The following is a 21,427-nucleotide window of genomic DNA, read 5'->3' as shown; positions in this document are numbered from 1 at the left end:
TCCCTGTGGCGAGGGAGCTTGCTCCCGCTGGGGCGCGAAGCGGCCCCAAACCGGCCAACACGGTGCCCCTGGAAGTTCGCGTCGCCTGGATTGCGTCTGCTGCGCAGCCGAGCGGGAGCAAGCTCCCTCGCCACAAAAGCCCTGAAGCCTTAAAACCGTCCGAGTCCTACCTAGTGCTCGATATGCTCATCCGGCCGCTTGTCCCGCCGCCCATCCTGCTTCGACAACTGGGAAAAGATCGTCGCCGCCAGCATCGCCATGATCCCCACCGTTACGAACGTCAGCTGGAATGCGCCCAGCACCGTCTCCACCCCATCGTTGCCCACCTGAGCGGTAAAGCCGCCCAGCAGCGCGCCGGCGCAGGCCACGCCGAGGCTCAGGGACAGTTGCGCCACCACCGACAACAGGCTGTTGCCGCTGCTGGCACTGGCGTCGTCCAGGTCGATCAGGGTCACGGTGTTCATCGCGGTGAATTGCAGCGAGTTGATCGCCCCCAGCACCGCCAGTTGCGCCAGCAGCAGCCAGTACGGCGTCTGTTCGCTGACCAGGCCCATGCTCGCCAGCATCAGGCCCAGGGCCAGGGTGTTGCTGGTCAACACGGCGCGGTAGCCAAAGCGTTCGATCAGCGGTCGGGCCACGGATTTGGCGACCATGGCCGCCGCCGCCAGGGGCAGCATGCTCATGCCGGCCTGGGACGGTGAATAACCCAGGGCGACTTGCAGCAGCAACGGCACCAGGAACGGCAAGGCACCGCTGCCCAGGCGCGCGAACAGGTTGCCGAGAATACCGACGGCGAAGGTCCGGGTCTTGAACAGGGACGGTGGAAACAGCGCATTTTCAACGTGCCCGGCCCGCAGCCAATAGGCCGCCAGGCAGGCCATGCCGCCGAACAGCAGCAACATCACCCGCAGGTGCGGCAAGTGCAGTTCACCCAGGCCTTCCATGGCGATGGTAATCAGCACCATCGCCGCGCCGAACAGCAGGAACCCCAGCCCATCGAACCGCGTGCGCTCGCTGCCACGCAGGTCGGGGATGAATTTCCACACGGCGTAACAGCCGATCACGCCCACCGGCAGGTTGATGATGAAGATCCAGTGCCAGGTCAGGTATTCCACCATCCAGCCGCCCATGGTCGGGCCGATCAGTGGGCCGAGCAGGCCAGGGATCGTGATGAAGCCCATGATTCGCACCAGTTCCGAGCGCGGATACGCCCGCAGCACCACCAGCCTGCCCACCGGCAGCATCAGCGCACCGCCCAGGCCTTGGACGACCCGGGCGCCGATCAGCATGCTCAACGAATTGGACAAGGCGCACAGCAGCGAGCCGAAGCTGAACAGCAGGATCGCCCCGAAGAAAATCTTCTTGGTGCCGAAGCGGTCGGCGATCCAGCCCGACGCCGGGATCAGCAACGCCACGGTGAGCATGTAGGCAATGATCACGCCTTGCATGCGCAGCGGGTTTTCCGCCAGGTCGCTGGCCATGGCGGGCAGGGCGGTGTTGAGGATGGTCCCGTCCAGGGACTGCATGAAGAAGGCAATCGCCACGACCCACGGGAGCCAGCGGGCGGTGACGGCGTCGAGCGGGGCGCGGTTGGGCATGGGACCTCTTGTATGAAAAGTGAACAATTACCTAGGGCGAGGGGATCTTTAAAAAAATGAACAGTTACCTGTGGCAAGGAAGCTCTTGTGGCGAGGGAGCTTGCTCCCGCTGGGGGCGAAGCCCCCCAAACCGGCCAACACGGTGTGCCCGAAAGATCGCGTCGCCTGGGTTACGACTGCTTCGCAGCCGAGCGGGAGCAAGCTCCCTCGCCACGGGGAATTGCGTGTTATAGCGTCAGCGTGAGCCTCTTCACCAACGCCCCCGGCAACAACATCGAGGCCGTGGCCCGCTGGCTGTAGGTGCTGGCCGAGAGCAGAAGTTCCCGCTCCCGGGTCAGCGCTTCGAGTTGCGAGCCGAGCAGGCTGTAGACGCTGTCGTCGAAACGCATCGTGCTGACCGGTGCCTGGATCTGGCCATTCTCGACCCAGAACGTGGCGAAACGGGTCATGCCGGTCAGGCGTGCCGCCGGTTGGTCCGAGTAGTTCAGGTACCAGAGGTTGCTGATGTACAACCCTGTGCCAAGTGCTTCAAGGATGTGCTTCTGCTCCAGTTGCCCGCCCTGCATGTCCAGCGCCGTGGGGTATTCGTAGCGGCTGGCGCCGTTGGCCGCGAGGCCGTATTCGGCGGCGCTGCGGGAGTTGACCAATTGTGCGTTGGCCATGCCCTTGGCGATCAGCCCCAGGTCCTCGCGGGGATAACCTTCGTCGGAAAACGCCGGGCTCAGGGAGCCGCTGACCTGCTCCGTGAGCCATACGTTGGGACTGAAGTGGGCTTCGCCAGCATAGAACTTCTGCAACGGGCTCTGCTTGCTGGCAATGGCCTGGGCCGAGAACCCGCCCCAACTGAGCATGCCCATGATCTCTTCCAGGGCGGCCGGCGCCAGATAGGCGCGGTATTCGCCGGGCGGCAACGTGCGCAGCGGGTGGCCGAGAAACGCCAGTTGTTCGCGGGCCTGTTCGAAACGTTGGGCAAATCCTTCGCTGCTCCACACATGCCCGGCGTAGCTGGCTTTCACCGCTTGGCCGTTTTCATGGAACAAGCTGAAATCGAAGTTGAAGCTGTTGGCCTGATGCCAGCCGAACGCGCCCGAAGAACTGGCGAAACCTCGGCTGATGGGGCCGGCTGCGTAGAAGCCCACCAGGTCCAGGCCTTCGGCGGCGCGGGTGATTTCGGCAACGGCCTGCTCCGTCTCGGGCAGCGGATGGTCCTGCACATTGTTGCTCTGCCAGTGATGATGGTTGAGCAGCAGGTACGGATCGCGGGGCAGCAGCGGCAAGGTTTCGCGCAGTTGCTGCAAGCCTTCGGACAGGCGTTGCACATCGGCCTCGGGGTCGCCGGACAGAGTAATCTGCAAGTCGGCGTGGCGACCGTCGTCGATCAATTTGAAGCTGACATTTGCCTGCTGCACCTGCCCGGCCTGGCGGACCTTGCCGTGGTTGAAACGCACGAAGGCCGAGGATTCGGCGGCGTAGCCGAGGGTGAACTGTTCAGGCGTACGCAGGGCGCCGCGCAGCCAGTCGACCAGAACCTTGAATGCCTCGGCCTGATTATTGGTGGTGCTCATCAGGCATCTCCCCCAAACACATCAACATTGCTGAACACACAGGCTGGCGACGCATGGCCGACGCGGATGACCTGGTTCGGTTCGCCCTTGCCGCAGTTCGGCGTGCCAAGGACTTGCGAGGTGCTGGCGTCGCCCACGGCGCGCAGGCTTTTCCAGAATTGCGCGGAGATGCCTCGGTAGTTGGGGTTCTTCACCACGCCCTTGAGCTCGCCGTTCTCGATCAACTGGCCCCATTCGCAGCCGAACTGGAATTTGTTGCGGGCATCATCGATGGACCAGGAGCGGTTGGTGCGCATCAGCACGCCGTGCTCGATGCCCTGGATCAATTGTTCCAGGGATTGGTCGCCGGGCTCGATGTTCAGGTTCGCCATGCGGTCGATGGGCGGCCGATTCCAGCCGCAGGCGCGGCTGTTGGCGACACCGTCCAGGCCGGCACGGAATTGCGACAGTGCCCCACCCAATGGACGCAGCAGCAGGCCTTCGCGAATCAGGAACTGCTTGCTGGCGGCGCTGCCGTCGTCGTCATGGCTGTAGCTTGCCAGTTCTTCGGGAATGTCCGGGTCGAAGGTTACGTTTAGCAGGTCGGAGCCGTATTGCAGGTGGCCGAAATCGCCGGCCTTGACGAAGCTGGTACCGGCGTAATTGCGCTCATCCCCGAGGATGCGGTCCAGTTCCAGCGGATGGCCGATGGACTCGTGGATTTGCAGCATCATCTGGTCGGGCATCAACAGCAGGTCGCGGGGACCTTGCGGGGTGTTCGGCGCCATCAGCAATTGCAAGGCCTGGTCGGCGATTTTCGGCCCGGCGCCGATCAGTCCGCAGCGGCTGATCACGTCGAAGCCGCCTTGCTGGCCGAAATTCTCCCGACCCAGGGTGCGGGTCTGGCTGTCGTGACCGTCGAAGGCGGTGACGTCCAGGGCCGGGTAGATGAAGCGTTGGGCCTGGCGCAGTTCAGCGCCGGCACTGTTGAGGTAGATCTGCTCGACCTGGGTCAGGCCGATGCTGGCTTGCCAGTTCACCAGGCGTTCGTCCCGGGGCACTGCGGCCGATTCGTCGCCAAGCAGTTGGTAGCAGTCGCTCAACGGCGGGAAGGCCTGGTCGAAATGCGGCGAGAAGTAATCGGCGCGGTCGCTGGACACCGCTTGCTCGCGCAGGTCGAGCAGGGCATGGGGCTTGAGCTGGCGCGCGTGCTGTTCGGCGCGTTGCAGTGCTGCTTGCAGGCCGGCCTGGGACAGGTCATTGGTGGCGGCATAGGCTTCGACCCCGCTGACCCGCACGGTGAGCATCGCACCTTCATCACGGTTCAGGCTGGGCGGTTCGGCGACGTTCTTGCGCACCGACAAATGCTGGCCGGATTCGCGCACATAACGCAGGGAAAAGAATTCAGCGCCCGTGCGCAAGGCAGCGAACCGCTGCTTGAGCCGGGGGTGGAAGTCGAACATGAAACCTCCTTGTCTGGAGTGGCGATGCAGCGAGGTGCGGCGCAGTGACGCGGTGGCTCTAGAGTAGGCCTGGGGTGGGGGAGGGATCAAGGCAGATGGGAGTTTTGCGGTGTGGCAGTCAGAGAAATAGGCTGAATGGGCTGGCCCCTTCGCGAGCAGGCTCGCTCCCACAGTGGGTTTTCAGTGGTCACAAAATCTGTGTTCGCCTCAGAACCCCTGTGGGAGCGGGCTTGCTCGCGAAGACGGCGGTACATTCAACATTGATGCAAGCTGACCCACCGCTTTCGCGAGCAAGCTCGCTCCCACAGTGGGGTTTTCAGTGGTCACAAAGTCTGTGTCCACCACCCAACCCTTGTGGGAGCGAGCTTGCTCGCGAAGGCCGCGCCGCGGTCTTGAGTCTTACTGCGTAGCGGTCGCCACTTCACGCAACGGCTTGCCGCGCACCGGCGCATCACCGGCCACGTAGTACGGTGCGGTGCTGCGTGGCAGGGGTTTGCGGCCGCGGATCCTGTCGGCGATTTTCTCGGCCATCATGATCGTCGGTGCGTTGAGGTTGCCGGTGGTGATGATCGGCATGATCGAGGCATCGACCACGCGCAACCCTTCCATGCCGTGCACGCGGCCTTCGCTGTCCACCACGGCCATGTCGTCGGTGCCCATCTTGCACGAGCAGGACGGGTGGAACGCGGTTTCGGCGTGCTCGCGGATGAACTGGTCCAGTTGTTCGTCCGTCTGTACCTCGATACCCGGGCTGATCTCGCGACCACGGAATGGATCGAGCGCCGGTTGCTGCATGATTTCGCGGGTCAGGCGGATGCCATCGCGAAATTCCTGCCAGTCCTGCTCGGTCGCCATGTAGTTGAACAGGATGCTCGGGTGCTGGCGCGGGTCCTTGGACTTGGCCTGGATCCGACCACGGCTGGGCGAACGCATGGAACCCATGTGTGCCTGGAAACCATGCTCCTTCACGCCGTTGCTGCCGTTGTAGTTAATCGCCACCGGCAGGAAGTGGTACTGGATGTTCGGCCATTCGAAATCCGGGCGCGTGCGGATGAAACCGCCGGCCTCGAACTGGTTGCTGGCGCCGATGCCGGTGCCATTGAACAGCCATTCGGCACCGATGGCTGGCTGGTTGTACCAGAGCAGCGACGGGTACAGCGAGACCGGTTGGGTGCAAGCGTATTGCAGGTACAACTCCAAGTGATCCTGGAGGTTTTCACCGACGCCCGGCAGATCGTGGACCACCGGGATGTCGAGGTTTTCCAGCAGCTTGGCCGGGCCGACGCCAGAGCGTTGCAGGATCTGCGGCGAGGCGATGGCGCCGGAGCACAGCAGCACTTCCTTGCGCGCCCGGGCTTCGACGCGCTCTTCGGCGGCGCCCACCAGGTAACGCACGCCGACCGCGCGCTTGCCTTCGAACAGGATCTTGTCGGTCAAGGCATGGGTGACGATGGTCAGTGTCGAGCGTTTCTTGGCGACGTCCAGGTAACCGCGGGCGGTGCTGGCGCGACGGCCGTTGGGCGTGACGGTACGGTCCATCGGGCCGAAACCTTCCTGCTGGTAGCCGTTGAGGTCCTCGGTACGGGGGTAACCGGCCTGCACGCCGGCTTCGACCATGGCGTGGAACAACGGGTTGTTGCCAGCCTTGGGCGTGGTCACGCTGACCGGGCCGTCGCCACCGTGGTAGTCGTTCGGGCCGATGTCGCGGGTTTCGGCCTTACGGAAATACGGCAGGCAATCGAGGTAGGTCCAGTCTTCCAGACCCGGCAGCTTGGCCCAGTTGTCATAGTCCAGGGCGTTGCCGCGGATGTAGCACATGCCGTTGATCAGCGAAGAACCGCCCAGGCCCTTGCCGCGACCGCACTCCATGCGGCGGCCGTTCATGTGCGGCTCCGGGTCGGTCTCGTAGGCCCAGTTGTAGCGACGGCCCTGCAGGGGGAACGCCAGGGCAGCGGGCATTTGCGTGCGGAAGTCCAGGCGATAGTCCGGGCCGCCGGCTTCGAGCAGCAGGACGGTGACGCCTTCGTCTTCGGTCAGGCGGGTGGCCAGGGTATTACCGGCCGAGCCGGCACCGATGATGATGTAATCGAATTCTTGGGACATGAAATGCACCCTCTTTTTGAATTGGGTTCAGGTCGCGGTCATCGAGTGCCACATTCTCTGTGGCGAGGGAGCTTGCTCCCGCTCGGCTGCGCAGCAGTCGCAAACAGGGCGACCGTGTTCTGTCTGGAAAACTCAGGGGCCTGAAGTGGGGCCGCTTCGCGGCCCAGCGGGAGCAAGCTCCCTCGCCACAAGGGCCCTCGCCTCAGGTCCGGTGTCAGATCAGAACACCGACGTGTAGTCGCCCAACTCGACCTGTACCGACTTGATGCGGGTGAAGTTGTTCAGCGAGCTGATGCCATTCTCCCGGCCAACGCCCGATTGCTTGTAGCCACCGACCGGCATTTCCGCCGCCGATTCGCCCCAGGCGTTGATCCAGCAGATGCCGGCTTCGAGCTGGTGGATCACGCGGTGGGCGCGGTTCAGGTCACGGGTCACGACGCCCGCGGCCAGGCCGAAGTCGGTGTCGTTGGCGCGGCGGATCACTTCTTCTTCGGTGTCGTAGGTGAGGATGCTCATCACCGGGCCGAAGATTTCTTCACGCACGATGGTCATCTCATCGGTGCAATCGGTGAACACCGTCGGCGCAACGAACGCGCCCTTGGCGAATTCGCCTTCGGTCAGGCGACCGCCGCCGCACAGCAGGCGCGCGCCTTCGGCTTTGCCTTTCTCGATGTAGCCCAGCACGCTTTCCATGTGGGCGAAGCTCACCAGCGGGCCGAAATTGGTGTTTTCGTCTTCTGGGTTGCCGACGCGGATGCGCGCCACGCGCTCGGCAATCTTGGCTTCGAAGGCGGCCTTGAGGTGGCTCGGCACGAACACGCGGGTGCCGTTGGTGCAGACCTGGCCGGAGCTGTAGAAGTTGGCCATCATCGCGGTGTCGGCGGCGCGATCCAGGTCGGCGTCGTCGAAGATGATCAGCGGCGACTTGCCGCCCAGCTCCATGGTCACGTCCTTGAGCGACGAGCTCGAGGCGCTGGCCATGACTTTCTTGCCGGTGTCGGTGCCGCCGGTGAAGGAAATTTTCTCGATGCGCGGATGCTCGGTCAGCCAGGTGCCGACTTCACGGCCGCTGCCGGTCAGGACGTTGAACACGCCCGCTGGAACGCCGGCCTCGGTGTAGATCTCGGCCAGTTTCAGCGTGGTCAGCGAGGTGACTTCGCTCGGTTTGAAGATCATCGCGTTGCCGGCGGCCAGGGCCGGTGCGGATTTCCATAGGGCGATCTGGATCGGGTAGTTCCACGCGCCGATACCGGCCACCACGCCCAGGGGCTCGCGGCGGGTATAGACGAAGGATGTGGTGCGCAGCGGCACCTGCTCGCCTTCGATGGCAGGGACCAGGCCGGCGTAGTATTCCAGCACGTCGGCACCGGTGACGATGTCGACGTATTTGGTTTCGGAGAAGGATTTGCCGGTGTCCAGGGTTTCCAGGGCGGCCAGTTCATCGTTGCGCTCGCGCAGGATGTCCACGGCGCGACGCAGGATGCGCGAACGCTGCATGGCGGTCATGGCGGCCCAGACTTTCTGGCCCTTTTCGGCGCTGACCACGGCGCGCTCGACGTCCTCGAACGTTGCGCGCTGCACCAGGGCGAGTACTTCACCGTTGGCCGGGTTGATGGCTTCGAAAGTGGCGTCGCCGCTGGCATCGCTGTACGCGCCATCGATGTAGAGTTTTTGCAGTTCGAAACGGGCCATAAAGTCCTCGCAAGTGCATGAGTGGTTGGCTGGCCACCGAGCGTGTCGTTTATAGCTGACTACGCGCTGCGGTGACGGTTCAGGAGTCGAGCGGTTCTGTGTGCTCTGGCGCTCCTGTTTTGGCCAGTTGGAAATCCATGTATTCGTAAGCGATCTGGTGCGCCTGGGCGGTATCGAACGCGTCTCCCGACAGCGCGCCGCGCAGCCACAAACCGTCAATCAGCGCGGCCAGGCCCCGTGCCGCGCTGCGTGCCTGGTCAACGGGCAACACGCGGCGGAACTGGCAACACAGGTTGGAATACAGACGGTGATCGTTGATCCGCTGCAACCTGTGCAAAGACGGGTGATGCATGCTGGTGGCCCAGAAGGCCAGCCAGGTTTTCATTGCCGGGCCGTTGACCTGGCTGGCGTCGAAGTTGCCTTCGATGATCACCTTGAGGTGAGCCCGCGGGCTCGAGTCCGTCAGCGCTTGACGCCGCGCGGTGACGTTCTCGCTCAAGACAGTCATCAGGTACTGGGCCGTCGCCGCGATCAGGCCGTTCTTGTCCTGAAAGTAGTGACTGATGATGCCGTTGGAAACACCGGCCAAACGAGCGATCAGCGCAATGCTGGCGTCCCCCATGCCGACCTGATCGACCGCTTGCAACGTAGCTTCGATCAATTGTTGGCGGCGGATGGGTTGCATACCGACCTTGGGCATCTAGCACATCTCCTTAGGCCCGCAGGCGGACGAGTGCAGTCCGTCATGGCGAGGGCCAGTCTATTTTGTTTTGATTGAACGTTCAATCAACAAAGAATAAGCTCTGCGACAATTCGTCGCGATTTGCCGAAATTTCCTACGCGTAAATGGCGCAGAAGCGAGACATCAAGGACCCAAGACCCACGCAATGACGGGGGCAAGGGCTTTAAGGGTGTCTTTATAACACCCGTCGGTCGGCTGCCCACTCACCGATTGGTCGGGTACCGCGTTGCCTTGTCCTTCTCCCGCACTGCCTGGAGCATCCGTGCAATGAGTTCTGCCTTTCTAATAAAGACCCCACCGCAGAAGGTGACGGTCAACGGTTGGGTGTTCTACACCTCCACCGCGCTGATTCTGTTGCTGACCGCCATTCTGATTATCGCCCCGCAGGAGGCCGGTCGTTTGCTCGGCATCGCCCAGGCGTGGTTGTCCCGCAGCTTTGGTTGGTACTACATGGTGGTCATCGCCGCTTACCTGGTGTTCGTGGTTGGCCTGGCGTTTTCCTCCTACGGCAAGCTCAAGCTGGGCAGCAAGGACGACACGCCGGATTTCAGCTACGGCGCCTGGGCCGGGATGCTGTTTTCGTCGGGTATCGGCATCTCCTTGCTGTACTTTGGCGCCTCCGAGCCGCTGGACCATTTCTTCAACCCGCCCGAAGGCGTGGCCGGCAGTCAACAGGCGGCGCGGCAGGCGGTGCAGTTGACGTTCTTGCACTGGGGCCTGCACGGCTGGGCGATCTACGCCTTGGTGGGCTTGGCCGTGGCGTATTTCGCCTACCGGCACAATCAGCCGCTGGCCCTGCGTTCGGCGTTGTATCCGCTGGTGGGAGAGCGCTGGGTCAAGGGTGCGGCCGGTCACGCGGTGGACGGTTTCGGCATGTTCGTGACTCTGCTGGGGCTGGTGACCAACCTGGGGATCGGCTCGTTGCAGGTGGCGTCCGGGCTGGAAAACCTGTTCGGCATGGAACACAGCAACACCAATCTGCTGATCGTGATCATCGTGATGAGCACGGTGGCGACCATCGCGGCGGTGTCCGGTGTGGAGAACGGTATCCGTCGGCTGTCGAACCTGAACATCGTGCTGTTCAGTGGCCTGCTGATCTTTGTGCTGCTGTTCGGTCCGACCCTGCACCTGCTCAACGGTTTCGTTCAGAACATTGGCGACTACCTCAACGGTGTGGTGCTCAAGACCTTCGATCTGTACGTCTACGCGGACGACAGCGCCAAGTCTGGCCGCTGGATGGGCCTATGGACGCTGTTCTATTGGGCCTGGTGGATTTCCTGGGCGCCTTTTGTCGGCATGTTCATCGCGCGCATTTCTCGTGGGCGTTCCGTGCGCGAGCTGGTGGCGGGCGTATTGTTGATTCCCCTGGGCTTCACCCTGGCCTGGCTGTCGATCTTCGGTAACTCGGCCCTGGACCTGGTGATGAACCACGGCGCGGTCGAGTTGGGCAAGACGGCGCTGACGCAGCCGTCGATGTCGATCTACCAGCTGCTTGAATTCTATCCGGCATCGAAGATTGTCATCGGTGTGTCGATCTTTGTCGGTTTCGTCCTGTTCCTGACCCCGGCCGACTCCGGCGCGGTGATGATGGCGAACCTTTCGTGCCAGGGCGGCACCGTTGACGAAGACGCGCCCCATTGGCTGCGGATCTTCTGGTCGGTGGTGATTACGCTGGTGACGATCGGCCTGTTGTTTGCCGGCAACTTCGAAGCGATGCAGACCATGGTGGTGCTGGCCGGATTGCCGTTCTCGGTGGTGTTGGTGTGCTTCATGTTCGGTTTGCACAAGGCCATGCGCCAGGATGTGCAGGCGGAGCAGGAGCGGGCGGAGTTGGCGGTGCTGCGGGCCTATAGCTGACCTTCTGCCTGGCCCTGCTCTTGTGGCAGAGGGGCTTTTGTGGCGAGGGAGCTTGCTCCCGCTGGGTTGCGGAGCGACCCCAAACCGGCCAAGCACGGTGTACCTGAAGGTTCGTGTCGCCTGGATTGCGACTGCTGCGCAGCCGAGCGGGAGCAAGCTCCCTCGCCACAGTTATCAGCATTCCAAGCTCAATATCAGCATTCCAAGCTCAGTATCGGCGTTCCAAGCCAGTACCAGCATTTCAAACCCTGGTATGAGCATCAGCCTTGGAAGGCGCAAACAAAAACGCCGCGATCATCTCGCGGCGTTTTTGTGTGCGTGGGGTTAGCCCAGGTTCTTGCCGAGCAGTGCGTGGTACAGCTCGCTGTCGCCCAGGATCCCGACGACTTTCTGATTGTCGTGGAGCACCAGTTTGTTGCCGGTCTGGTAGCGGATCTGCAACGCATCGCGCATGCCGATGTTGGAGTCCACCAGGGTCGGACGTCGGCCCAGGCCTTCGACCGCTTGGCCTGGAGCCCAGTTTTGCAGGTCCAGGGCCGCGCCGTTCTGCCGGGCGCCCTTGATGGTGTTGCCGTCGGCCAGGTCGAGCCAGGAGTCGCCACCCGGGTCCAGGCAGACCGAACCGTTGATGCGCTTGCAGTTGTCCAGGGTGCGCATCAGGCTGCGGCCGCAGAGGACGTTGAGCGGGTTGGTGTGGGCGACGAAGGTGCGCACATAGTCGTCGGCCGGGTTCAGCACGATTTGTTCCGGCTTGCTGTACTGGATGATCCGGCCGTCTTTCATGATCGCGATACGGCTGCCCAGCTTCAGGGCTTCGTCGAGGTCGTGGCTGACGAACACAATGGTCTTGCTCAGCTTGCGTTGCAGCTCCAGAAGTTCGTCCTGCAGGCCTTGGCGGATCAATGGGTCGAGGGCCGAGAACGGTTCGTCCATCAGCAGGATGTCGGCGTCCATCGCCAGGGCGCGGGCCAGGCCGACCCGTTGCTGCATGCCGCCGGACAATTCGTCGGGCTTCTTGTTGCGCCACTGGGTCAGGCCCACCAGCTCAAGCTTCTCATCCACCAGCTTCTTGCGTTCCTTCTCCGGTCGGCCCTGCATTTCCAGGCCGAAGCTGATGTTCTCGCGCACCGTCAGCCAAGGCATCAGGGCGAACTTCTGGAACACCATGGCGATGCGCTTGGTGCGCATCATCTTCAGCTCGGCGGGGGTGCAGGATGCAATGTCGATCTGCCGGTTTTCGTGCTCGACGAACAGCTTGCCGCGGCTCACGGTGTTCAAGCCGTTGATGCAGCGCAGCAGACTGGATTTGCCGGAGCCGGACAGGCCCATCAAGACACAGATTTCGCCTTTCTCGATGTCCAGGCTGGCTTTTTCCACGCCGACGATTTGCCCGGTTTTCTTCAGGATTTCGTTGCGGGTCATGCCCTGGTCGAGCAGCTTGAGGGCCTCGCGAGGGTCCCTGGCGAAGATCACGTCAACGTCTTCAAAGCGAATTATGCTCATGCGTCACCCCCTACTTTGGCGTCGGGTTGTTTGCAGATTCGGTCGAGCATGATCGCCAGCAGGACGATCGCCAGGCCGGCTTCGAAGCCCAGGGCGATATCGGCGGTGTTCAATGCGTTGACCACGGGTTTGCCCAGGCCATCGGCGCCCACCAGCGCGGCGATCACCACCATCGACAACGACAGCATGATGCACTGGGTGATACCGGCGGCGATGCTTGGCATGGCGTGGGGCAGTTCGATGCGCGACAGGAGCTGGCGACGGGAGCAGCCGAAGGCTTTGCCGGCGTCCATCAGTTCGTCCGGGACGTCGCGGATGCCCAGGTAGGTCAGGCGGATGGGCGCGGCAATCGCGAACACCACCGTGGAGATCAGGCCCGGGACCACACCCAGACCGAACAGGGTCAGGGTAGGAATGAGGTAGACGAAGGTCGGTACGGTCTGCATCAGATCGAGCACCGGACGCATCATCGTGTAGAACATCGGCTTGTGCGCGGCAACGATGCCCAGCGGCACGCCGATCAGTACGCAAACCAGGGTCGCGAACAGCACCTGGGCGAGGGTTTCCATGGTCTCTTGCCAGTAACCCAGGTTGAGAATCAGTAGAAAGGACGCGATGACAAATACAGTCAGGCCCCATTTGCGCTGGATGAAGTGCGCCAATAGCGCAATGAGGCCGATCAGGGCCAGGGGGTTGAACCAGGTCAGCGCAAACGTCACGCCGTGAATCATCGTTTCCAGGAACAGCGCGATTGCGTCGAAGGTGTTGGCGCCGTTTTGCGTCAACCATTCGACAAAGCCCGCGATGTACTGGCCCAAGGGTATTTTCTGATCAATAAGCATGGTAGTGAACGTCCGCATGCAAGGGAATAAACAGCCCGGGCGAGCGAACTCGCCCGGCATAACATAAGCAGTTATTGCGCAAGCTTGGCTTTCACGGCCTCCAGGCCAGGTTTACCGTCAATGGTGGTCACGCCAGCGAGCCAGGTATCGAGTACCTGTGGGTTTTTCTTCAGCCAGGCCTTGGCGGCGGCCTCAGGTTTCATCTTGTCGTCGAGCACGTTGCCCATCAGCGTGCTTTCCATGTCGACGGTGAACTCCAGGTTTTTCAACAGCTGGCCGACGTTGCTGCATTCCTGGCTGTAGCCCTTGCGGGTATTGGTCGCCACGGTCGCGGCACCGAAGTCGGGGCCGAAGAAATCGTCGCCGCCGGTCAGGTACTGGATTTTGAAACGGGTATTCATCGGGTGTGGGGCCCAGCCGAGGAACACCACGTCGGTGCCACGCTTGGCGGCGCGATCGACCTGCGAGAGCATGCCCGCTTCACTCGACTCGACGACTTTGAAGCCGGCGTCCTTCAGGCCGAAGGCGTTCTTTTCGATCATGCTCTGGATCAGGCGGTTGCCGTCGTTGCCCGGCTCGATGCCGTAGATCTTGCCGTCGAGTTCTTTCTTGAATTTGGGGATGTCGGCGAAGTCTTTCAGTCCCTTCTCATACAGGCCCTGGGGCACGGCGAGGGTGTACTTGGCGCCCTTGAGGTTGGTGCGCACGGTTTCCACGGTGCCGGCTTCGCGGTAGGCCTTGATGTCGTTTTCCATGGTCGGCATCCAGTTGCCGAGGAACACATCCATGTTCTTGCCATCGGCCAGGGACTTGTAGGTCACCGGCACGGAAATCATGGTGGTCTTGGTCTTGTAGCCCAGCGCATCCAGCACCACGCTGGTGGTCGCCGTGGTCACGGTAATGTCGGTCCAGCCGACATCGGAGAAGTTGACGGTGCTGCACTTTTCGGGTTCTGCGGCGTTGGCCAGCATCGGAAGACTCAGCATGGCGGCCAACAACAACGGCTTGGAACCTTTCATGGGTGGACTCCTGGTGTTTTATCGGCGGTGTCCGGTCAGGACAACCGCGCTTATGGATGTTGCGGTTGGTGGCGCGTGGGCACTCTTCTGACACGCGGCCTTGCAAACGAGCCGTAACCGATCATGTACCAGCGCAAATCTGACGCCTACAGGGTGGGTCGTATCCAGTACAGGGATGGTCGCATCCAGTGTCGGTGACGTCGTTTACAGATTTTTTCCGCCCCCGATGGACCTCTGACACGCAGAAAAACGCCGCAAAACCGGGCGCAGGGAGGGGCGGCGTTGCTGGGCATGATTGCGTCGGTGTCAGACGTCGGGCACCCAGGCAAAAACCGGATGATGCGGCCATCCCGGCGTTGAGCGTAGCAGCTCCGTCACCGGACGCTCCTGCGCCCGGATGTGCCTGTTCTGGAGGTTATCGGCAATGGCAATCAGCGTTTTCGACTTGTTCAAAATCGGTATCGGCCCGTCCAGTTCCCACACCGTGGGCCCCATGCGTGCCGCGGCGCTGTTCGTTGAAGCGCTGAAGGCCAAGGCCCTGCTCAATGATGTGCGCCGGGTCGAAGTGCAATTGTTCGGTTCGCTGTCGGCCACCGGCATCGGCCACGGCAGCGACAACGCCGTGATCATGGGCCTGATGGGAGAGTGGCCGGACGCAATCGACCCGTCGCAGATCGGCCCGCGCATCGAGTTGCTGCGTGAAACCCAGACCCTGCTGCTCGACGGTCGCCTGCCGGTACCGTTCGTATGGTCCCGGGACATGCGCCTGATCGACGAGAACCTGCCGTTCCACCCTAATGCGATGACCCTGGTGGCCGAGGGCGCCGACGGCGAGCTGCACCGTGACACGTATTACTCGGTCGGCGGCGGCTTTGTCGTCGATCAGGCCCAGGCCACCAGCGGCGTGGTGGACTTGGATCGTACTGAGCTGCCGTACGATTTTTCCAGCGCCGAAGAATTGCTCCAGTTGTGCCGCACCCACGACCTGCGGGTGGCCGAGTTGATGCTGGCCAACGAAAAGGTCTGGCGTTCCGAAGAAGAGATTCGCAGTGGCCTGATGAAACTGTGGCGGGCCATGCAGGACTGCGTCGAGCAGGGCCTCAAGCACGAGGGCATCCTGCCGGGCGGCTTGAATGTGCGTCGGCGCGCGGCCAAGTTGCACCGCAGCCTGCAAGAGCTGAACAAGCCCAATGTCATCGGCTCGACCCTGAGCGCCATGGAGTGGGTCAACCTGTTCGCCCTGGCGGTCAACGAAGAGAACGCCGCCGGCGGGCGCATGGTCACCGCGCCGACCAACGGTGCGGCGGGGATCATCCCGGCGGTACTGCATTACTTCATGAAGTTCAGCGAAGCGGTCACCGACGCCAACGTCGTGGATTATTTCCTCGGTGCGGCGGCCGTCGGGATCCTGTGCAAGAAGAACGCCTCGATCTCCGGCGCCGAAGTCGGCTGCCAGGGCGAGGTGGGATCGGCTTGCGCCATGGCGGCGGCGGGCTTGGCGGAGATCCTCGGGGCCACGCCGGAGCAATTGTGCAACGCCGCGGAAATCGGCCTGGAGCACAACCTCGGCCTGACCTGCGACCCAGTCGGCGGCCTGGTGCAGGTGCCGTGCATTGAGCGTAACGCGATCGCCGCGGTCAAGGCCATCAACGCCGCCCAAATGGCCTTGCGCGGTGACGGCCAGCATTTCATCTCCCTGGACCGGGTGATCCGCACCATGCGCGATACCGGTGCCGACATGCATGACAAATATAAAGAGACTTCGCGCGGTGGCTTGGCGGTCAGTGCGGTGGAGTGCTGATTCGAAATCTCCACCGCACTCTGTGGCGAGGGAGCTTGCTCCCGCTGGGGCGCGAAGCGCCCCCAGGCGACGTCATGATGTCAGGAATATTTCACAAGCCGGATTTGCGACCGCTTCGCGGTCGAGCGGGAGCAAGCTCCCTCGCCACAGATGAATGTAAAAACCGCTCGTAAAATGAACACCCATCCCCAAACGCGCCACCTTTTAGCGCGTCGCAAACAGATAAGGCGTGACTTATCGGTCACGCCTTTGTACGCCGCCCCACCGTCCGTCCCCGCGCTTGCGGTGACAACCCTCGCGCAAACGGCGCAGCCCAGTTCCCACAAGTGCTACCGAACTGCTCACGGCCCTTTGTGACCGGTGCCTGCCGCCATGGATGGCAGCTAAAACCTGGACGCGATCCACCCCTTATATAGACAGGCCGCCATGTCGTTTTCAGGATTTATTGAACACACATTCAATTTTAGGCATGGCAATTGCTCTATCCCGATAAAGCCCCGTCTCACGCAAGAGAATGATGGGCAATAACAAGAGCCTCCGCCTGAGGCCATCACCCGCTTTGTGTGAGGAGATACCGCGATGACGACGTCCAACTCCGGGGCCCAACCCCAGAACCGTGCGCCTCAATCCATCGGCTTTTTGCTGCTGGACAATTTCACGCTGATTTCCCTGGCGTCCGCGGTGGAACCGCTACGCATGGCCAACCAACTGTCCGGTCGCGAGCTGTATCGCTGGACCACCCTGACCGTCGACGGCGGCCAGGTATGGGCCAGTGATGGCTTGCAGATCACCCCCGACGCCTCCATGCACAAGGCACCGCCCTTGGACACCGTCATCGTCTGTGGCGGTATCGGCATCCAGCGCACCGTAACCCGTGAACACGTGTCATGGCTGCAGGGCCAGGCCCGCCAGTCTCGTCGCCTCGGCGCGGTCTGCACCGGCAGCTGGGCCCTGGCCTGCGCCGGCCTGCTGGACGGTTTCGATTGCAGTGTGCACTGGGAATGCCTGGCGGCGATGCAGGAAGCTTTCCCGCGGGTATCGATGAGTACCCGCCTGTTCACCCTCGACCGCAACCGCTTCACCAGCTCCGGCGGCACCGCGCCGCTGGACATGATGCTGCATCTGATCAGCCGCGATCACGGTCGTGAGTTGTCGGCGGCGATCTCGGAAATGTTTGTCTACGAGCGTATCCGCAACGAGCAGGATCACCAGCGTGTGCCGCTCAAGCACATGCTTGGCACCAACCAGCCGAAGTTGCAGGAAATCGTCGCGTTGATGGAGGCCAACCTCGAAGAGCCGATCGACCTGGACGAATTGGCGGTGTACGTCGCCGTGTCCCGGCGTCAGCTGGAGCGGTTGTTCCAGAAATACCTGCACTGCTCGCCGTCGCGCTATTACCTCAAGCTGCGGCTGATCCGTGCGCGGCAACTGCTCAAGCAGACGCCGATGTCGATCATCGAAGTGGCCTCGGTGTGCGGCTTCGTCTCCACCCCGCACTTCTCCAAATGCTACCGCGAATACTTCGGCATTCCACCGCGCGACGAGCGCGTCGGTTCCAACACCACGCAACAGGTGGCGATGATGCCACTGCCGCAAGCGCTGGTGCTGTCGCCATTGTCCGGGCCGCTGTCGGCGCTGAGCCAGGCGCGTAATGAGTCGACGTTTGCCAGGGTGTGGCTCTCGCCCGCGGCGCCTTGGTGGCGCGGGAGCTTGCTCCCGCTGGAGCGCGTAGCGGTACCAAGCTTTTTGGGGCTGCTACGCAGCCCAGCGGGAGCAAGCTCCCTCGCCACAAGGTCAGGCGCTATGGTTCTGCTGGTATTGCGTCAATGCCGGCAACAGCTGCTTATCGATCGCCTGGCGCACGGCCGGCAGGATGGTGGCGCTGCTGGTGTACATGTCCTTGACCATCCGCCGCAATTCATTGGCGCGGGCCCTGTCCAGCCCGCGCACGGCGCATTCGCATGCCTGCTCGGCGGTGGAGCCGCTGGGTATTTGCAGTCCCAGGGCCTTGAGATGGCCCAGCAGGTCTTCCTGGTCGATCAAATCGGCGTGCATCATGACGCTTTTCCTTGTTCAGGGATTGGGGTCGTGTCTCGATTCTGGTAGCCACCCGAAGCGGCGGCAAGGGTAAATGGTCGCAATGTCATGAATGACTATGGAGGCGTCGTTTTCGGCTAACTTGCCCAGGCCTGGACTGGGCACACTGGCCCCAAGCTGAATCACGATGGTTTGGTCACCCTCGCGCGACGGCTCCTCCAGTAACGCTCCTGCCCCGATCCTGTCACGGCTTGATCGGGGATTTTTTTGCCTGTGTGAATCTGGGGAAAGTGCGTTGTTTGATCGGGCGCTATCGCGAGCAAGCTCGCTCCCACAGGGGAATGCGGCCGCCTGTGGGAGCGAGCTTGCTCGCGATGAACGATGACGCGGTCTAGCGTTGCAACACCAGAATCCGCGACAACAACTCATCCCGATCCACATAACACCCCTGGAAATGCCGGGCCCCGGTGGCCGGGTCGAAGGCGTTGCGGGCGTGGAGGGTGCGGCGGTTGTCGAAGCACCAGAACTGGCCGGGTTCGAGGCGCTGTACCAGGCGAAATTGCGGCTCGCGGGTCAGGGCGATGAAGCGGCGGTAGGCGCGGTAAAGCCTGGGCATCTGCTCGACCGAGGTGTCGAAGGGCCCACGCAGGAAGTTCGCCATGCGGATTTCCGCGACCTGCCCCAGCGCATCCAGCGCGATGATGGGCGCCAGGCAGCGGTAGTCGCTGTGGCGGTCCTTGTTGCGAAACTCCACCGGGATCTGGCACAGCGCGTCGAAGGCCTCGGGGTCTTCCTGGCGCAGCGTCTCGGCAATGGCAAAGCCGTCGACAAAAATGCTCTCGCCGCCGTCGGCGTCGTTCACCAGGCAATGCAAGAACTGCAGCCCCGGCTGCAGCTCACGGGTCGGCAGGTCGCTGTGCAGCGGCAGGTTGAAAGCGGTGTAGGCGTTGCTGTCGGCATCGGCCTTGGACTGCACGTTGAACAGCACGCCGAAGTTGCTCTCGCGGATAAAGGAAATGCGTTGGGCGATCTGTTTCAGCGAGCCGGGCTCGGTGGGCACGCCGCGTACTTGGGTCAGGCCGATGTCGCGCACCGCCAAAAGCCATTGCAGCAGCGCGTCGGCATCCGTCATCAGTGGCTGGTATTCGAACACCGGCAGTTTCAGGTCATGCCGCCACAGCTGGCGATGCGGCTTGCTCGCCAGGCGTTCGGCCCTGGATTGATCGTCATACGCATGGGCGCGCAACCAGCCCGGATCGAATAGGCTTCGGTGGCCATCCTGCCAAACCACACACAGATGGCCCGCGTCGTCGATGTTGATGTGGCGGGGCGTCACGTCTTCCGGGACATCGACAATCTCCAGGACCTGCTCGCGGGTAACGCTGTAGACGCATTGCGGGCACGGGCAGTTGTCCCTTAGCCACTGATGATGGAACGGGCTGACCCGGCCGTCGGCCCACGTCACTTGCACCCGGTCGGTCAAGGGGGTCGCAGCGGTCAATGCCTGGACAAGCGGATAGCGTCGGAAGTCGGCAACAGCGGCAGCGGTGTTCATGGCGATCTCCTGGTCGAGGCTTATCGGGCGGGTGGCAGGGCGATGACCCGACCGATGCAGGTCGGTGTCGGCAGGTCGGCTTGGCTGTCCAACAGGGCTTTGAGTCGGCCCAGGGTCTGTTCGGTGAATGGCGCTGAGCGCGGGCCGGCCAGGTCGACATGCAGCAACATCTGTTCATTGCCGGCCAGCTCTTTATCACCGCCGACCAGGTGCAGGCTGTGGTAGAGGTGCAAGCGTTTGGTGTCATGGCCGATGAGCTGCGTGTGCACCTCGACATCTGCGCCGAGCTTCACTTCGTGCAAGTAGTTGAGGTGCAGTTCGAGGGTGAACAAGGAGTGGCCGCTGGCTTCGCGGTTCTGGCTGTCCAGGCCGAGCCGGTCCATCAGCGCGTCGGTGGCGTAGCTGAAGATCAGCAAGTAGAAGGCATCGCGCAGATGGCCGTTGTAATCGACCCATTCGGGGAGGATGCGGGTTTGGTAGGGGGTGAGGGTGGGCATGACGTTGGTTCCGACAGTTGTGGTGACTGGGAGGCCGCTATCGCGAGCAAGCTCGCTCCCACAGGTTTTGTGAGCGACACAGAACCAATGTGGGAGCGAGCTTGCTCGCGATGGGCCAGCCTTGCTGGCCCAAAAAACCAAGGTTTACTCAGCGAAGGTCATTCCATGCTTTTCTTTAGTGGCTTTCACTGCCTCCAGCACCGCCAGCAGGCAATCATCACGATAGCGCTCCAGGGCCGAGATGCTGTGGCTGCCCAATTGCTCGCTCGTGCCGTTCACCACATCATCGATCAATTTCTCGGTCAGCTCCGGCGCCGGCAGGTAGGTCCAGGGCAGTTGCAACGCCGGGCCGAATTGGGCCATGAAATGCCGCATGCCGGCATCGCCGCCGGCCAGGGTGTAGGTCAGGAACGTGCCCATGAATGACCAGCGCAGGCCGGCGCCAAAACGGATCGCATCGTCGATTTCCCCGGTGGTGGCGACACCGTCGTTGACCAGGTGCAGGGCTTCGCGCCACAGCGCTTCGAGCAGGCGGTCGGCGATGAAGCCGGGGACTTCCTTGCGTACGTGCAATGGCCGCATGCCGAGGGATTCGTAGACTTCCATCGCTGCTTGCACCGCTTTGGGGGCGGTGTTCTTGCCGCCGACCACCTCCACCAGTGGCAACAAGTAGACCGGGTTGAACGGGTGCCCGACCACACAGCGTTCCGGGTGGGTGGCGTTCTCATAGAACTCGCTTGGCAGCAGGCCCGAGGTACTGGAGCCGATCAACGCGTTTGGCTTGGCGGCGGCGCTGATCTGGGCGTGCAGTTCGAGCTTGAGTTCCAGTCGCTCGGGAGCGCTTTCCTGGATGAAATCAGCGTCGCGCACGCATTCTTCGATGGTGGCGACAAAGCGCAGCCGATCCTGCGAAGCGCCGGGGGCCAAGCCCTGTTTCTCCAGGGCGCCCCAGGCATTGGCGACGCGTTTGCGCAGTGCCGCCTCGGCACCCGGCGCCGGGTCCCAGGCGACAACGTCGAGGCCATGGGCCAGGGCCCGGCTGACCCAGCCGCTGCCGATCACACCGCTGCCCAGGGCGGCGAAGGTCTTGATGTCGGTGATAAAGCTCATGGTGGTTTCCTGAAAAGAGTGAAAATCACCTGTGGGAGCGAGCTTGCTCGCGATGGCGGCGGTA

Annotated in this window: 15 protein-coding genes and 1 pseudogene; 3 read left to right on the top strand and 13 right to left on the bottom strand. The window is 62.5% G+C overall.

Translation table 11 applies throughout. From position 1 onward, the window contains the following. Nucleotides 1–170 precede the first annotated feature (170 nt). The 6 genes from mdtD to betI form a co-directional block, all read right to left on the bottom strand. Nucleotides 171–1,598 carry a multidrug transporter subunit MdtD gene (gene mdtD / locus ACIPQ1_RS22815; RefSeq protein WP_186707115.1) on the bottom strand — a complete coding sequence of 476 codons (1,428 nt, stop codon included), beginning with the start codon at nt 1,596–1,598 and terminating at the stop codon, nt 171–173. Between the two features lie 227 nt (nt 1,599–1,825). Further along, a complete protein-coding gene (locus ACIPQ1_RS22810; RefSeq protein WP_411385844.1) occupies nt 1,826–3,163 on the bottom strand; it encodes a TldD/PmbA family protein in 1,338 nt (445 codons plus the stop codon). Then, the gene (locus ACIPQ1_RS22805) at nt 3,163–4,605 is read right to left on the bottom strand and encodes a TldD/PmbA family protein (RefSeq protein WP_446534812.1); all 1,443 of its coding nucleotides are present in this window, start codon (nt 4,603–4,605) and stop codon (nt 3,163–3,165) included. Before ACIPQ1_RS22805 ends, ACIPQ1_RS22810 begins: the two co-directional genes overlap by 1 nt. A 399-nt stretch (nt 4,606–5,004) precedes the next feature. Continuing rightward, nucleotides 5,005–6,708 (bottom strand): choline dehydrogenase, encoded by a 1,704-nt coding sequence (gene betA, locus ACIPQ1_RS22800; RefSeq protein WP_434704171.1) that lies wholly within the window; start codon nt 6,706–6,708, stop codon nt 5,005–5,007. A gap of 219 nt (nt 6,709–6,927) precedes the next feature. Next, on the bottom strand, nt 6,928–8,400 hold the full coding sequence (gene betB / locus ACIPQ1_RS22795) for a betaine-aldehyde dehydrogenase (RefSeq protein WP_446534811.1): 1,473 nt from the start codon (nt 8,398–8,400) through the stop codon (nt 6,928–6,930). A gap of 79 nt (nt 8,401–8,479) precedes the next feature. Then, nucleotides 8,480–9,100, bottom strand: coding sequence for a transcriptional regulator BetI (betI, locus tag ACIPQ1_RS22790; protein WP_250966026.1), 621 nt, complete (start codon nt 9,098–9,100; stop codon nt 8,480–8,482). Between the two features lie 366 nt (nt 9,101–9,466). Between betI and ACIPQ1_RS22785 the strand changes: the two genes are divergently transcribed. After that, entirely contained in the window at nt 9,467–10,999 is a 1,533-nt protein-coding gene (locus tag ACIPQ1_RS22785) for a BCCT family transporter (RefSeq protein ID WP_411387563.1), read from the top strand. Nucleotides 11,000–11,323: 324 nt separating this feature from the next. On the opposite strand, the gene choV is transcribed toward ACIPQ1_RS22785, so the two are convergent. The 3 genes from choV to ACIPQ1_RS22770 all read right to left on the bottom strand — a co-directional run bounded on the left by choV (nt 11,324) and on the right by ACIPQ1_RS22770 (nt 14,363). Further along, nucleotides 11,324–12,502 carry a choline ABC transporter ATP-binding protein gene (choV, locus tag ACIPQ1_RS22780; protein WP_411385840.1) on the bottom strand — a complete coding sequence of 393 codons (1,179 nt, stop codon included), beginning with the start codon at nt 12,500–12,502 and terminating at the stop codon, nt 11,324–11,326. Further along, entirely contained in the window at nt 12,499–13,344 is an 846-nt protein-coding gene (choW, locus tag ACIPQ1_RS22775; protein ID WP_014340605.1) for a choline ABC transporter permease subunit, read from the bottom strand. Before choW ends, choV begins: the two co-directional genes overlap by 4 nt. A gap of 71 nt (nt 13,345–13,415) precedes the next feature. Then, nucleotides 13,416–14,363: a choline ABC transporter substrate-binding protein gene (locus tag ACIPQ1_RS22770; RefSeq protein ID WP_186707122.1), complete on the bottom strand. Its 948-nt coding sequence runs from the start codon at nt 14,361–14,363 to the stop codon at nt 13,416–13,418. 424 nt (nt 14,364–14,787) lie between these two features. Between ACIPQ1_RS22770 and ACIPQ1_RS22765 the strand changes: the two genes are divergently transcribed. Continuing rightward, on the top strand, nt 14,788–16,164 hold the full coding sequence (locus ACIPQ1_RS22765; protein ID WP_186707123.1) for an L-serine ammonia-lyase: 1,377 nt from the start codon (nt 14,788–14,790) through the stop codon (nt 16,162–16,164). Nucleotides 16,165–16,743: 579 nt separating this feature from the next. After that, a pseudogene (gene gbdR, locus ACIPQ1_RS22760) lies at nt 16,744–17,838 on the top strand (choline metabolism transcriptional regulator GbdR); the annotation flags it as partial. 120 nt (nt 17,839–17,958) lie between these two features. Here gbdR and ACIPQ1_RS22755 read toward each other — a convergent pair. From ACIPQ1_RS22755 to ACIPQ1_RS22740, 4 genes are all read right to left on the bottom strand, one after another. Then, on the bottom strand, nt 17,959–18,222 hold the full coding sequence (locus ACIPQ1_RS22755) for a hypothetical protein (protein ID WP_186707124.1): 264 nt from the start codon (nt 18,220–18,222) through the stop codon (nt 17,959–17,961). Nucleotides 18,223–18,592: 370 nt separating this feature from the next. Further along, nucleotides 18,593–19,756, bottom strand: a complete 1,164-nt coding sequence (locus tag ACIPQ1_RS22750; RefSeq protein ID WP_411385839.1) for a gamma-butyrobetaine dioxygenase — start codon at nt 19,754–19,756, stop codon at nt 18,593–18,595. A gap of 20 nt (nt 19,757–19,776) precedes the next feature. Beyond that, on the bottom strand, nt 19,777–20,253 hold the full coding sequence (locus tag ACIPQ1_RS22745) for a thioesterase family protein (protein WP_250962177.1): 477 nt from the start codon (nt 20,251–20,253) through the stop codon (nt 19,777–19,779). A 144-nt stretch (nt 20,254–20,397) separates the two neighbouring features. Further along, a complete protein-coding gene (locus tag ACIPQ1_RS22740) occupies nt 20,398–21,363 on the bottom strand; it encodes an L-carnitine dehydrogenase (RefSeq protein WP_411385838.1) in 966 nt (321 codons plus the stop codon). Nucleotides 21,364–21,427 lie beyond the last annotated feature (64 nt).

The organism is Pseudomonas sp. LARHCG127 (assembly GCF_052871455.1).
The sequence above is the reverse complement of the archived record's forward strand: the minus strand, read 5'-3'. Positions and strand labels throughout refer to the sequence as shown.

Coding starts and splice junctions, on each gene's coding strand:
- choV (WP_411385840.1), bottom strand. CDS start 12,502: ATGAGCATAATTCGCTTTGAAGACGTTGACGTGATCTTCGCCAGGGAC.
- ACIPQ1_RS22765 (WP_186707123.1), top strand. CDS start 14,788: ATGGCAATCAGCGTTTTCGACTTGTTCAAAATCGGTATCGGCCCGTCC.
- ACIPQ1_RS22770 (WP_186707122.1), bottom strand. CDS start 14,363: ATGAAAGGTTCCAAGCCGTTGTTGTTGGCCGCCATGCTGAGTCTTCCG.
- ACIPQ1_RS22745 (WP_250962177.1), bottom strand. CDS start 20,253: ATGCCCACCCTCACCCCCTACCAAACCCGCATCCTCCCCGAATGGGTC.
- betA (WP_434704171.1), bottom strand. CDS start 6,708: ATGTCCCAAGAATTCGATTACATCATCATCGGTGCCGGCTCGGCCGGT.
- ACIPQ1_RS22740 (WP_411385838.1), bottom strand. CDS start 21,363: ATGAGCTTTATCACCGACATCAAGACCTTCGCCGCCCTGGGCAGCGGT.
- choW (WP_014340605.1), bottom strand. CDS start 13,344: ATGCTTATTGATCAGAAAATACCCTTGGGCCAGTACATCGCGGGCTTT.
- ACIPQ1_RS22755 (WP_186707124.1), bottom strand. CDS start 18,222: ATGATGCACGCCGATTTGATCGACCAGGAAGACCTGCTGGGCCATCTC.
- mdtD (WP_186707115.1), bottom strand. CDS start 1,598: ATGCCCAACCGCGCCCCGCTCGACGCCGTCACCGCCCGCTGGCTCCCG.
- ACIPQ1_RS22805 (WP_446534812.1), bottom strand. CDS start 4,605: ATGTTCGACTTCCACCCCCGGCTCAAGCAGCGGTTCGCTGCCTTGCGC.
- ACIPQ1_RS22750 (WP_411385839.1), bottom strand. CDS start 19,756: ATGAACACCGCTGCCGCTGTTGCCGACTTCCGACGCTATCCGCTTGTC.
- betI (WP_250966026.1), bottom strand. CDS start 9,100: ATGCCCAAGGTCGGTATGCAACCCATCCGCCGCCAACAATTGATCGAA.
- betB (WP_446534811.1), bottom strand. CDS start 8,400: ATGGCCCGTTTCGAACTGCAAAAACTCTACATCGATGGCGCGTACAGC.
- ACIPQ1_RS22810 (WP_411385844.1), bottom strand. CDS start 3,163: ATGAGCACCACCAATAATCAGGCCGAGGCATTCAAGGTTCTGGTCGAC.